At 35.1% G+C, this 12950-nt stretch carries 9 protein-coding genes, 5 tRNA genes, 1 rRNA gene and 1 riboswitch; of the genes, 4 read left to right on the forward strand and 11 right to left on the reverse strand.

What is annotated here, in order from left to right; genetic code table 11:
- Nucleotides 1–379: 379 nt before the first annotated feature.
- From F5ESL0263_RS05910 to F5ESL0263_RS05925, 4 genes are all read left to right on the forward strand, one after another.
- Nucleotides 380–1573 (forward strand): hypothetical protein, encoded by a 1194-nt coding sequence (locus tag F5ESL0263_RS05910; RefSeq protein WP_122035580.1) that lies wholly within the window; start codon nucleotides 380–382, stop codon nucleotides 1571–1573.
- A gap of 64 nt (nucleotides 1574–1637) precedes the next feature.
- On the forward strand, nucleotides 1638–2828 hold the full coding sequence (locus tag F5ESL0263_RS05915) for a hypothetical protein (protein WP_122035582.1): 1191 nt from the start codon (nucleotides 1638–1640) through the stop codon (nucleotides 2826–2828).
- The gene (locus tag F5ESL0263_RS05920; protein ID WP_074424996.1) at nucleotides 2825–3436 is read left to right on the forward strand and encodes an ABC transporter ATP-binding protein; all 612 of its coding nucleotides are present in this window, start codon (nucleotides 2825–2827) and stop codon (nucleotides 3434–3436) included. The genes F5ESL0263_RS05915 and F5ESL0263_RS05920 overlap by 4 nt, the downstream gene beginning before the upstream one ends.
- A 5-nt stretch (nucleotides 3437–3441) precedes the next feature.
- Complete coding sequence (locus tag F5ESL0263_RS05925) at nucleotides 3442–4563, forward strand: hypothetical protein (protein ID WP_122035584.1); 1122 nt, start codon at nucleotides 3442–3444, stop codon at nucleotides 4561–4563.
- 296 nt (nucleotides 4564–4859) lie between these two features.
- Here F5ESL0263_RS05925 and F5ESL0263_RS05930 read toward each other — a convergent pair whose 3' ends face one another.
- The 11 genes from F5ESL0263_RS05930 to rrf all read right to left on the reverse strand — a co-directional run bounded on the left by F5ESL0263_RS05930 (nucleotide 4860) and on the right by rrf (nucleotide 12943).
- Complete coding sequence (locus F5ESL0263_RS05930; protein WP_122035586.1) at nucleotides 4860–6317, reverse strand: MDR family MFS transporter; 1458 nt, start codon at nucleotides 6315–6317, stop codon at nucleotides 4860–4862.
- 29 nt (nucleotides 6318–6346) lie between these two features.
- Nucleotides 6347–7546, reverse strand: coding sequence for a methionine adenosyltransferase (metK, locus tag F5ESL0263_RS05935; protein WP_122035587.1), 1200 nt, complete (start codon nucleotides 7544–7546; stop codon nucleotides 6347–6349).
- Nucleotides 7544–7625: riboswitch (SMK box riboswitch) on the reverse strand. It overlaps the preceding gene by 3 nt.
- A gap of 68 nt (nucleotides 7626–7693) precedes the next feature.
- Nucleotides 7694–7766, reverse strand: a tRNA-Val gene (locus tag F5ESL0263_RS05940).
- A gap of 4 nt (nucleotides 7767–7770) precedes the next feature.
- Nucleotides 7771–7842, reverse strand: a tRNA-Glu gene (locus F5ESL0263_RS05945).
- A gap of 236 nt (nucleotides 7843–8078) precedes the next feature.
- Nucleotides 8079–9371 (reverse strand): PTS sugar transporter subunit IIC, encoded by a 1293-nt coding sequence (locus F5ESL0263_RS05950; protein WP_122035589.1) that lies wholly within the window; start codon nucleotides 9369–9371, stop codon nucleotides 8079–8081.
- Entirely contained in the window at nucleotides 9368–10792 is a 1425-nt protein-coding gene (locus F5ESL0263_RS05955) for a 6-phospho-beta-glucosidase (protein ID WP_122035591.1), read from the reverse strand. Before F5ESL0263_RS05955 ends, F5ESL0263_RS05950 begins: the two co-directional genes overlap by 4 nt.
- Nucleotides 10789–11634 (reverse strand): MurR/RpiR family transcriptional regulator, encoded by an 846-nt coding sequence (locus F5ESL0263_RS05960; protein WP_122035593.1) that lies wholly within the window; start codon nucleotides 11632–11634, stop codon nucleotides 10789–10791. Before F5ESL0263_RS05960 ends, F5ESL0263_RS05955 begins: the two co-directional genes overlap by 4 nt.
- A gap of 223 nt (nucleotides 11635–11857) precedes the next feature.
- Nucleotides 11858–11930 (reverse strand) — tRNA-Val (locus tag F5ESL0263_RS05965).
- A 716-nt stretch (nucleotides 11931–12646) separates the two neighbouring features.
- Nucleotides 12647–12736, reverse strand: a tRNA-Ser gene (locus F5ESL0263_RS05970).
- 6 nt (nucleotides 12737–12742) lie between these two features.
- A tRNA-Asn gene (locus tag F5ESL0263_RS05975) sits at nucleotides 12743–12815 on the reverse strand.
- Between the two features lie 11 nt (nucleotides 12816–12826).
- A 5S ribosomal RNA gene (gene rrf, locus F5ESL0263_RS05980) occupies nucleotides 12827–12943 on the reverse strand.
- Nucleotides 12944–12950 lie beyond the last annotated feature (7 nt).

Raw genomic sequence — 12950 nt, forward strand, 5'->3', positions numbered from 1 at the left:
GCTTTTTGCAACAGCTCAAGATTGTGGCAATCGCCTTCCCATCTTACTCTTGATAAGGTTTAAGATTTATATTTTTGATATGTTCATCGCGTTGCATTTTTGCTTAAAAGTTAGCTAATAATTTTCTAGGTAGACGTTGCGAACCTAAATAATTTAAGCTTAATTGATAAAATTGATTTCCAATAATAAATATTATATGAACTTTTTATTGCAAAAAAAGGAAAAATGCTATATTATCAAGTAACAAAATATTCACACTCAAAAGCAATTGTGCTAGAAGTCGTGACATAATTTTTTAATATTGAAGTTATAAGAACTGCTAGATTAATAAATTGAATCTAGCAGTTTTTATTAAACCAAGACTAAGAGGTGACGAAAAATGCCATATTTGAGGTTAAAAATTAAGCAGGTACTAAAAAGCAAATTTACTTGGATTAGTCTGATCGCGATTTTAATATGCTGCCTTTCTTTTTGGGTAAGGAATTATTATACTAGCAAGTCTGATAGTATGGAACTTACTACTGCAAAAAGCAACTTAGCGATACAAAAGAAAAACGTAAAATATTTTCAAAAAGAACTCAAACAAAAAAATCTAGATGTGGACAGTAAAAAACAAATAAGAAAAACTCTAAAGAGTTCTCAAGCAGATATAGCTGAAAAGCAAAGGCTCATTAAGGCATTAAAATCTAAAGATTGGCAAAAAGCTTATCCGATTATGATTAAAGAAGCTAGATTTTGGCTTGCTGATGCTGATAAAAATGGCTCGAATAGTGAAGCCGTCGCTATAAGTAAACGTGATTTATTGGAGCTTCAAACATTAGCCAAACAACATTTACCAAAAGAACAGACTATTAATCCAGTAAAAGGTAGTTTCTTTCTTATTTTTGTAATGGAACAGTTCTTACCTATTCTTGTAGTCCTAGCAACTACCTTTATCCTGGTAAAAATATTTGCAAATGATTACTTTGACCATATGAAATTAGGCAATTTATTACCTAACAATAGATTGATCTTAAGCGAATTTTCTACAGGCTCGCTAATTAGCTTCAGTTATTTTCTTGTCACTTTCCTATTGATTTTCCTCATACCTAGCCTTTTTGCTGGTACTGGCAATTTTAACTATCCAATTGTGGGAATGAATCCAGTGACTAGAGAATATACCTTTATTCCGATGCATCAACTCTTACTTCCAATTTTAATTTTAGAATTGCTAAGTTTTATCTTTATCTCAGGTACGGTATTATTTTTCGTTCAATTTTTTAAGAAGCCTATTATAGCATTACTTTTTTCTGTTCTGATATTGGTTGGAGGCATGGTACTTCCACAATTTGTAGTAGCCGAACGGAGTTTTGCTCAGTTCATTCCGATGAGCTACTTCTTTGCTTTACAACCTGTGAATGGCTTGTTTGGTATCAGTAATGCCTATGCCTTCGCAGATGAAACGGAATTAGTAACTTATCCGCAAGTTAACTTTACTAATGGTGTAATAGTTTTACTAATAGGGATATTAATTCTTTTACTTCTAAATTACTTTGTCGCCGAAAAAGCACAAAAAGGAATAAAAGAAAGTTAACTTTATAATACTATCTTAAATGTTTAAACATGCTTTTAATTTTTATATAAAGAGGTGACGAAAAATGCCATATTTTAAATTACAAATTAAGAAGCTAATAAAAAGTAAATTTACCTGGATTAGCCTTTTAGCAATTTTACTCGGATGTTTTTATTTTTGGACAAAAAACTACAATTCTCGTTATATTAATCCACGCATAACGGAAGCTAGAGAGAATATCGCGGTAGAAAAGAAAAATGTCAAATATTATCAAAAGCAATTAAAAAAAACTAATTTGACAAAAAAAGATAAACATAAAATTGAACTGGATCTGGCAGAAAACAAGTCATCTATCAAAGAATTTAAGACATTAATTAAATCAATTCAAACAAATAAGTGGCAAAAAGCTTATCAAATCATAATAAAGCAAGAGAAATATAATCTTGCTGATGCAAAACGTAATAATGCCAATAAAGATGATTTGCTACCACTTGAAAGTAATATTAAAAAATTACAGTATCTGGCTCGAAATAACTTATCAGAAGAAAATGAACATTATTCTGTTAAAGGAGGCTTTTTTATATTAGAAATGATGCAAGAAGTCTTACCTCCTTTAGCGGTTTTAGCGGTAATTTTTATTCTAATCAAATTATACTCCTCAGGTTTTTATGATCGAATGCGTCTAGGAAATCTCTTACCACAAAGAAACCATTTATTGATTGAAGTTGGTGCTGGTTCATTAATTGGATTTGGCTATTTTTTATCAGCATTTCTATTGATTTTTATTATTCCAAGTATATTTTTTGGTACTGGCAACTTTAAATATCCGATGATGGGCGTAGACGCAGTAGCTAAACAGAACATTTTCATTCCAATGTACCAGCTGTTTTGCCCTACTTTGATTTTAGAATTATTTAGTTTTATGTTCATTGCAAATGTGGTTTTACTATCCGTACAAATATTTAAAAACCGCTTGTTGGCATTATTCGTTTCAGTTTTTATATTAATTGGTGGGATGGTACTACCTCAATACGTAGTAGCAGCACGGAATTTTGCTCAATTTATTCCTATGAGTTACTTTTTCTCCTTACAACCGGTAGATGGTATGTTTGGTATTAGTAATGCATATGTCTTTGCAGATGAAACAAAATTAGTCACTTACCCACAGGTTAATTTTGTCAATGGCATCCTTGTTTTAACAGTAGGAATTATTATTCTTTTACTTTTAAACTACCTCATCGCACAAAAAGCCCAGAAAGGGAGGAGAACAAAATGATTGAAATTAAAGATTTAACCCTTACATTACGTGAACCTATACTAAAAAATGCCAATTTCAACTTTCAAAATGGCAAAATATATATGCTTCATGCACTTAACGGTACTGGTAAAACAAGCGTTCTCAGAACTATAGTTAGCTTACTTGCTCCAAGTTCAGGCCAAGTCCTGTTTGACGGTAAGCCTTTTGCTAACGTCAAAAGCCAAGTTTTTTACTTGGAAACTTCTGACTGGTTTGACAAAAATCTTTCAGGCCTTGATTATATGCAATTTGTTAAAAACGAATGGCATTCACACCAGGATTTGCAAGAAATAATAAACCGTTGGGAGATGAGTAATTATATCAAAACCCCAATTAGAAAATATTCATTAGGTATGAAACAAAAATTGGTAGTTGCCCTTTATGAGTTAAGCGATGCTAAATACTTACTAATGGATGAAATTAACAATGGCCTTGACTCTGACAGCCGTCAGATTCTTTATCAGGAATTGACCAATTTAGCAAAACAAAACAAACTTATTATTATGGCTTCTCATTATCAAGATGAAGTAGCAGGAATTGTTGATGATACTCTGACTTTAAAGCACCACCAATTAGTTCGGGGATAAAGCTTATGGCCTATTTTGAATTACAATTTAAAAAAGTATTTAAAAATACTTTGACCTGGCTGATTTTAAGTATAGTGTTAATGTGCGCAGGACTTATTCTAGGCTATAATGCCCTTAAAGGCGATCAAACTACAATTCGTTACCAAATAAACCAAGATTTAAGCCAACAGAAACAGTCTCAAGCTAATTTGCCCACAGTTAAAAATCAAAATAGAAACGAGCGGCAAATATTAAAAGCCTTAGATAATAAAAATTGGGGGCATGCTTATGAATTGATGATTCGCCAAAATGACAAGCAAGCAGCACAAGTCAAAATTGGCGGAGCTGATCTTAGACAAGAAATCAAACAGAAAAATGCCCGTTTGAATGCTCTAAAAAAAGCAAATTTACCAGAACAAAATGAACAACATCCTAAACAAGGTTGGTTATTCCTGTTTAAACTTTCAGAAGGTTTTCTGCCTGCAATGATTGTCGCCATGCTTTGTTTTATTTTAAGTAATATTTTCGCATCAAAGTATGTCGATCATCTAAATCGTGCCATATTGTTACCAAGCAAGCACAGTGTATTACTAGATATCATTTTAGGATTACTGATTGCTTTTTCACTAACTCTTTTTACCAACCTTTTAATCTGGGGACTTAGCAGTCTGCTCTTTGGTAGTGGCCCACTTTCCTATCCAATTCAAGGAATAATTTTACCAGGTAGTTTCAAAAGTACTTATCAACCACTTTCTGTTTGGTTAAAACCTACGTTTATTTTATCCGTCTTGACGTGTATTTTCATTGTGATTCTGTTACTTCTTTTAGCTCAAATTACGCGTAATCAATTAAGCTGCCTTTTCTTGGCACTATTTATACTTTTAGGTGGAGCAATTTTGCCATTCATTTTGCAATCAACCTCTGGTGGAAGTGGAATGGCCCAAACTACTATAGTGCAATATATACCAATGACTTACCTACTTTCGACTCAGGTAGCAAATGGAAATCTAGCAACAAAATTTAACAACCCGCAGCTTAATTTTACTTTCGGCTGTAAAGTTCTCATGGTTTCAATTATCATTCTCACAATCCTTAATTTTTTATGGCCTTGGTTTTTAAAGCAAATGGCAAAGTTGACTAAAAGGTAATTGAATAATTTGGAAGCAAAAGAGTCTGGGAGAATTATTTTCCCAGACTCTTTTTTTAATGGAGTTAAATTATATAATTGACCACGCCGAAAAAGCAGGTTATTTCTAGCCTTTTTCTCTCTACCATCTAAAGAACGTTAATTAGTAATTTGTCTTTTATTCTATACTTCCTATCTGTAATTTTATTGATATCATCTATTATGCTTTTAGAAACCAATTTTTCTACTATACAGAAAAGTTTATAAATAAAAAACCTGTTGATAACTAATCAGCAGGTTTTTTAGTCGATATTTTTTTTAATCAGCTATTTCTTGTTGCTTTTTATAAATACAGTTGAACACAATTGAAAGAATAATTGCTATCAAGGAAACCACATAAACGCCCTTTAATGCGCTAAACAATACTTGACGCAATTGTGGAACCAAGTTAGCTGCCAACTCTTTAGCTTTGATAGAAGAAACAATCTTGTTCATCATTGCCTGAGTTAGATTTGGATGCTTGGCAAGTTCACTTGCTACAATCGTATTGAAAGTAATACCGTAAATCGAAACCATCATAGTTTGTCCTAAGTAGCGCATTAAGGTGTTAAACGATGTTGCAACACCAACATGGTCTTGATCGACTAGAACTTGTGAGCGAACTTGTGCAGCGGTCATAATGGAACCAAAGCCAAAGCCGTTCATAGCTGCAATGATGCAAAACAGCCAAAATGGTGTCTGCATTGGAACAATCAAAAGCATAGCGTCAGCTATCAACAATAGAGTTAACATTCCAAAGAATGTTTTACGGACCCCCCATTTGCTTAGCATTCCGCCAATTAGAAATGAACCAATTACCCACATAACTGAACTTGGCGTTACTGCAAATCCTGCAATGGTTGCTGTAGTTCCCTTAATTCCCTGCATCCAAGTCGGAATATAGAATTCAAAGCCAATAACAACTCCTGATACAAACAAGGTAATCATATTGACTGCAAGGAACTCTCTACCTTTAAGCATCGTCAATGGCATTATTGGGTCCTCTGCGCGTTTTTCTTCACGGTAGAACATAATTGCACTAACAATAATTAAAACTGCCAAAGCAGCTAATATCAAGCCGCTGAGCGAGCTCAGTTCTTGCAAAGTAAACATTACTGTCAATAGCAGAACGACCAGCCAAAATGTGCCTTTAACATCAAGTTTAGCTTTTTGTTTAGCTTTGGGTTCACTTAAGAAGAACACAACCAGTAAAAAGGCTATCAAACCTATTGGAACATTGATGTAGAAAACCCAGTGCCAAGAAAGATTCTGAACAATGAACCCACCTAAAAGCGGTGCAATAACAGAAGCTACACCCCAAAAACCAGAGTTAAGCCCAAGCATTTTAGTTCTTTTTTCTAGAGTATACATATCGGCAATAATGGTCATTGCTACCGGTTGAACAGCTCCAGAGCCAAGTCCCTGAATCACACGGAAAAGAATCAACTCAATCATGTTATGAGCTTGGCCACAGAGTGCCGAACCGATTACAAATAAGGCTATCCCGAATAAAAAAATTGGCTTTCGACCAATGCTGTCAGCTAATTTTCCATACAAAGGAGTTGAAACAGCCGTCATAAACAGAAAGATTGAAACAACCCAATTCATGATTTCTAACCCATTTAGATCAGAGACAATGGTTGGCATCGCTGTGGAAACGATTGTGCCTTCAATCGCTGTCATAAACGTTGTCATAAAAATCGCAAGTGTAACTACAGGTACATTTGTCTTTTTCACAATTACAACTCCTTCAAATTTTCTAAAATCTATTTATTTTTATTAACAAAGTCAAGTAATTCTTGAACTTTATCGGTTCTCTCCCATGGTAAATCAACGTCAGTTCGGCCAAAATGACCATAGGCAGCCGTTTGCTCATAGATTGGTCGTCTTAAATCAAGCATTTGAATGATTCCTGCAGGACGAAGGTCAAAGATTTGTCGTACAGCACTTGTCAACAATTCATCACTTACCTTACCGGTATTTGCGGTATCAATCATTACTGAAACAGGATGTGCAACCCCAATCGCATATGCAAGTTGGACTTCACAACGCTCTGCCAAACCTGCTGCAACAATATTTTTAGCAACATAACGAGCAGCGTAGCTGGCACTACGATCAACCTTTGTCGGATCCTTTCCCGAAAAGGCACCGCCTCCATGACGAGCGTAACCACCATAAGTATCAACAATAATCTTACGTCCAGTTAAACCTGAATCACCTTTTGGTCCACCTATTACAAAACGGCCAGATGGATTAATTAAAAATTTAGTGTCTTCATCAAGAAATTCAGCTGGAATTACTTTTTTAATTACTAGCTCAATCATCGCCTGGCGAATTTCTTCGTTGGATACTTGATCATCTGTTTGAGTTGAAATTACGACTGTATCAACACGTTTAGGCTTTTGATTTTCATCATATTCAACTGTTACCTGTGCTTTAGCATCAGGTCTGAGCCACGTTAATTCGCCGTCTTTACGCAATTTTGCAACTTGGCGCATTAAGCGATGAGCTAAAGAAATTGGCAATGGCATAAGTTCTGGTGTTTCATTAACTGCAAAGCCAAACATCAAGCCTTGGTCACCAGCCCCAATTTGATCAAGGTCGTCATCATCAGACTGGTTTTCACGCGTCTCAAGCGAGTGATCAACTCCCTGTGCAATGTCAGGTGATTGCTCATCAATCCCTACTAAAACAGCACAGTTATTTCCATCGAACCCAAGTTCCGGACGGTCATAACCAATTCGTAGAACTGTTTTTCTAACAATGCTCTGAATATCAACATATGCACTAGTTGATATTTCACCAAAGACATAAACAATTCCCGTATTTACCACCGTCTCACAAGCTACGTGAGCTTGTGGATCCTTGGCAATAATTGCATCCAGAATTGCGTCTGATATTTGATCAGCCACTTTATCTGGGTGCCCTTCAGAAACAGATTCTGAAGTAAATAAACGTTTTTCCATATTAGTCCCCCTATAGACGTCAGCTATTCGGTTACAAGGCATCTCCAAATATTGGATCCTCTCAGGACTTGAACCGATAAATATAATTATATTCGTTCTTTTTTTTGTAAAAAAAAGACTACCGTGTATTCGGTAGTCATCGAACGATGGAGGATACAGGGCTCGAACCTGTGACCTCCTGCTTGTAAGGCAGATGCTCTCCCAGCTGAGCTAATCCTCCAAAGTGACCCGTACGGGATTTGAACCCATGTTACCGCCGTGAAAGGGCGATGTCTTAACCACTTGACCAACGGGTCAGGTTCTGAATCAAAGTACATTCAATAGTATACTAGATAAAAAATGATTTGCAAGTAAAAAAATCAAAAAAAGTAAATTTGCTTGAAAACTCCTGCTAAAGCCTATTAGAGCAACAACAAGAATAGCTTTTACTCAATAAACACTTTAATTACAGGTAATACTAGCTGCTTTGACCAGCAACGTTTGTTATTTTACCAAAAAAGGATTAGTACTTCAAGATACTAATCCTCTTTAGTTATTTCGTTGCGTTTTGCTGCTTTAGCAAAAATTGATCATACTTTTTAATGAATGGCCAATATACAATCATTGAAAGAATGATAATAACAAATTGCCATAAAGCTGTTCGCCATCCTCCAATTAAAAATCCTGAAATAATTGGTGGCGTTGTCCACGGAACCATCACGCCAGAAAACAGTGGCAAAATTCCCCATTGCATCAGTAAGTAACTAATGATTCCAACACAAGTTGGAAAAACTACAAATGGAACTAATAAGTATAAGTTCATTACAATCGGAACGCCGAAAATAACTGGCTCATTAATATTAAAAATGTTTGGAACTAGCGACAGTTTTCCAAGTTCTTTTAGAGCAGATGACTTTGAGAAAAATGTCATGTAGATGACAAGGCCCATTACAATTCCCGCACCTGTCATACACAGATAATTATCCCAAAACTGTTGAGTAAAAATGTGTCCACCATTAGCAACTGTTAGTTTTTTCCCTGCATCCAAAATTGATTGGTTATCAGACATGTTAGACTGCAAAATTGGTGTCAGAATAGCGCCACAAATTGCTCCACCGTGAACACCACACCACCATAGTAATGACATTACGATCGTCATAATTACCACTCCGCCAAGAGAATCAGTGATTCCTTGAAGTGGCGTTTGAATTGCTGAGTAAATTATTTCCGCAAAACTAGTTTGAGCTACAAATTTGAAGATTGCACAAATTGCTCCGGCAACAACTAAAACTGCTGCAGTTGGAATTAGTGCCATAAAAGAATTTGCTACAGCTGGTGGAACTCCAGCAGGTAGTTTGATTCGCCAATCTTTTTTAACACAGTAACTATAAATAAAACCACTTAGTAAACCAACGATGATCGCACAGATCATCCCTTGACCCGCAGTCCAATTTTTTGAAATAACATTTGTAATAAGCTCTCCACCTTTAGGCTTAATTTCAGATGGCAATAGCATAATGAACGCACCGAGTGCAGCTAAACTACCTGAAAAAGGTGAATCAACTTTTTCATTTTTAATATAAGTATATGCAATACCTACTACGGCAAAAATTGCCATCAATGAAAATGAAGATTGGTATATTTGGTTAAAAACATCAGCCCAGCCACTCTTAGTAATCGCATTTGCGACTGCTGGTATTGGTATGTTTGCTAAGAGCATGAACAGCGAACCAACAATTAGAAATGGTAATACAAACATCATTCCATCTTTTAGTGCGCTAATAATCTTAGTATTGGTAAATTTCATAACCATTGGTACTAATTTATCGTTAATGAACTTTTTCATTTCTCTACCCTCACTTGATCTTTTAGACACTCACCATTAGTTTTTATAATATTTTTGTACCATTCAAATGATTGTTTACGGTAGACACCTGCAGCACCTTGCTTTACTTCATCTAAATTGACATAAATAAAGCCGTAGCGCTTTTCTATCTCACCAGTTGAAGCACTGATAATATCGATTGCTGCCCACGGGGTATAGCCAATTACATCAACGCCATCAAGTTCGATAGCTTTCAACATTTGAACAACATGGCTTTGAAGATAATTTATTCGATAATCATCATTAACAGAGCCATTTTCTAACTTGTCATAAGCACCAAAACCATTTTCGACGATAAACAATGGTTTCTGATATCGCTCATAAGCAACGTTTAAAATATATCGCAGTCCGACCGGATCAATGGCCCAACCCCAGTCACTTTTAGAAACATAAGGATTAGGCTTTTCCAAAAAGTCAGCCTGAGCATTATATTCTGCAATAGTCGACTTATAGTAACTGAAGCCTAGAAAATCGACAGTTCCTTTTTTTAAATTAGCCAAATCTTCTTGTGTGATGTCTAATTTAATATTTTTGCGTTCCCACAGTTTTTTTGTATATGAAGGATAAGTACCCCTAATCTGAACGTCACTAAAGAAGAAGCGCCTGTCCATTGCTTTAAGACTTGCAATTTGATCAAGTGGTTTACAACTTGCAGGATATAGGGGGCCTAAATGAAGCATACAGCCTATCTGAAGTCTTGAATCAACTTTCTTAGCTTCTTGAACGGCCAGAGAACTTGCTACAAACTGATAATGACTAATTTGATACATTGTCTGCTCTGGGTTCTCATCTTCCTTATATAAAACACCAGCACCAGTCCATGCATTGAATGGATTATCTGTATCAATCAGATTATTAATTTCATTGAAAGTCATCCAGTATTTTACTTTTTCGTGATAGCGCTCAAAGCAAACCTTTGCGTATCGTAAAAAGAAATCAATTATTCTACGATCACGCCATCCACCATAGTGGTCAGCCAAATAATATGGCATTTCAAAATGCGATAGCGTAACAACAGGTTGAATGCCGTATTTCAAGCATTCATCAAAAACATTGTCGTAAAATGCTAATCCTTCTTCATTTGGCTTTTCCTCGTCACCATGTGGGAAAATTCTTGACCAAGCGATACTTAGTCTGAAACATTTAAATCCCATTTCTGCAAAAAGTTTTATTTCTTCTTTGTAATGATGATAAAAATCAATTCCAAAATGATTGGGATACTCTTCATTTGGTAAAACCCCTGCTGTTATTTTCCTAGGTGTATTTACATCACCTTTAGTCATAACATCAGTTACACTAATTCCTTTACCTCCTGCGTCCCAAGCTCCTTCATATTGGTTAGCGGCTACTGCACCACCCCATAAAAAGTCTTTATTAATCAATTTTGTCTTTCCTTAATCTTCTCAACCTCATCTGAAGTCTCACTTACTTCAGAGTAATTATTGAGCATTTTCAATGACATCAACACGTCAAATAGGTATTGAATCGATGAAATATACACAATATTACTAAGTTCTAACGTGTTTTTAGTAGTCTTAATAACCATTGTTTCATCGCATAATCGACAAATAGAGCGCTTAACGGAATCGCAAACAACAACAATTTTATAGTCTTCAGCCTTCAGTTTTTTAGCAATGCCATACATATGCTCATTATTCCCAGTATGGGTCAAAATAAAGGCTAAGGGTCTGACTTTTCTATTTCGGTATACTTTCGCATGCATCAAATTCAAAGAATCATATGCTTCCGCCTCAACACCGACTTCTTGAAAATTTAAACAAAATAATTGAGCTAACGGATAATTAAGTCCATCACCATAAATTTCAATTCTATCTGCAGTTTTAAGTAAACTAGCTACTCTATTAAGTAACTCTGTGTTAAAAATATTTTTGGTATATTTCAGAGAGTTTCGATGAACGGTTTCAATTCTATCTAAAACTTCTCTTGAAGCCTCACTGCCATTAAAGCCATTGCTCTTTAGATCATCATCTAATTCAATAATCGTGGGCAGTTCAGTTGCTAATTTATATTTAAACTCAGTAAAACCGCTAACGCCTGCTTTTTGGCAAAGCCTAATTACTGTTGACGAACTCGAAAAGCTCGCTTTTGCAACTTCATGAACTGTCATTCCAAGTACTCTTTGAGGATTATTACTAATGAAATCTAGAACTTCACGCTCTTGTCCGGTTAATTTACTACTTTTAAGCATTTCGTCTAATATCATAATTTTCCTTTCGGCCGCTAAGATCAATTACTCAATCGACACCGCCATTATATCTTGTAATCGCTTTCTAATTCAATGATATCAATACTTTTGGAGTAAAGTACCAAATTGGAGCAAATTTGAGACCGTTTTTGAAAATAAATTCCAAAAGTTAAAATGTAAATTTTTAAAACAAAAAAAGAACGTCTTAACGACGTTCTCTCTTATAAGTCTGTTTCTTTTATGGAGGATACAGGGCTCGAACCTGTGACCTCCTGCTTGTAAGGCAGATGCTCTCCCAACTGAGCTAATCCTCCAGTCACTTGACTACGTTTAAAACTTTAACATAATATCCAGAACATGTCTAGCGCTTTTTTCCCACCTGCATTTTTTTGCTCTAATTTTATTTAAAATCGCTTTAGGTAAAAAAGAACTAAATAAAATATTTTAAATAACACTTGGAAAGAAAAGTAAAATAGTAAAAAAACTATTTTCAGAAATGTGTTAATAAATATAATAAATAACGTACACATTTTAATTACAGAACAAAAAGTGAAATTGCTAATTATAAAAAGGCCATTTATAGCCAAAAAAAATAAACAAATTCGGTTATTTGGTTTGCTCATTTAGTTATCAAATGCTATAATTCTTATTGAGTTGGCGTAGCATTACTAGTCAGCTTACATATATACTTTACTTTATACTTTATTACTTCATGTTAATATATTAATATATATAACATTAACTAAATAAAAATACCTCACGGTATTATTTTAGTTAATCATAAAAAGAGCTTTCATGACATTTTGTTTGAAGGCTCTTTTCTTGTTTTTGAAGGAAGCAACTCAACATGATAGAAATAGGATAACAAAGCAGCTTCAGAGCCTTATAAGCGAAATTAAACATGTTCAGCGACACATATTAAAAAGTCCGCTACTTTACTTTTACTTTACTTTTAATTTAAGGCCTATTTTAGCTTCTCACATAAAAAAACTGTCAGACAATAATCTGACAGTTTTTACTATTTAAACTACGGAGTGTGAGAGATTTGAACTCTCGATACAGGATTAACCCATATACATGATTTCCAATCATGCTCCTTAAGCCACTCGGACAACACTCCAGAATACTCCGGCTGTCAGACTCGAACTGACGACATCTTGATTAACAGTCAAGCGCTCTACCAACTGAGCTAAGCCGGAATATTAAAAAAGCACGGCAGCGTCCTACCCTCGCAGGCAGTCTCCCACCAACTACTCTCGGCGTGAAGAAGCTTAACTGCTGTGTTCGGCATGGTTACAGGTGTTTCCTTCTTGCTATTGCCACCGTACTTTTTT

Origin of the sequence: Lactobacillus sp. ESL0263, from assembly GCF_003692845.1 — a bacterium.
GTDB lineage: Bacteria > Bacillota > Bacilli > Lactobacillales > Lactobacillaceae > Lactobacillus > Lactobacillus apis.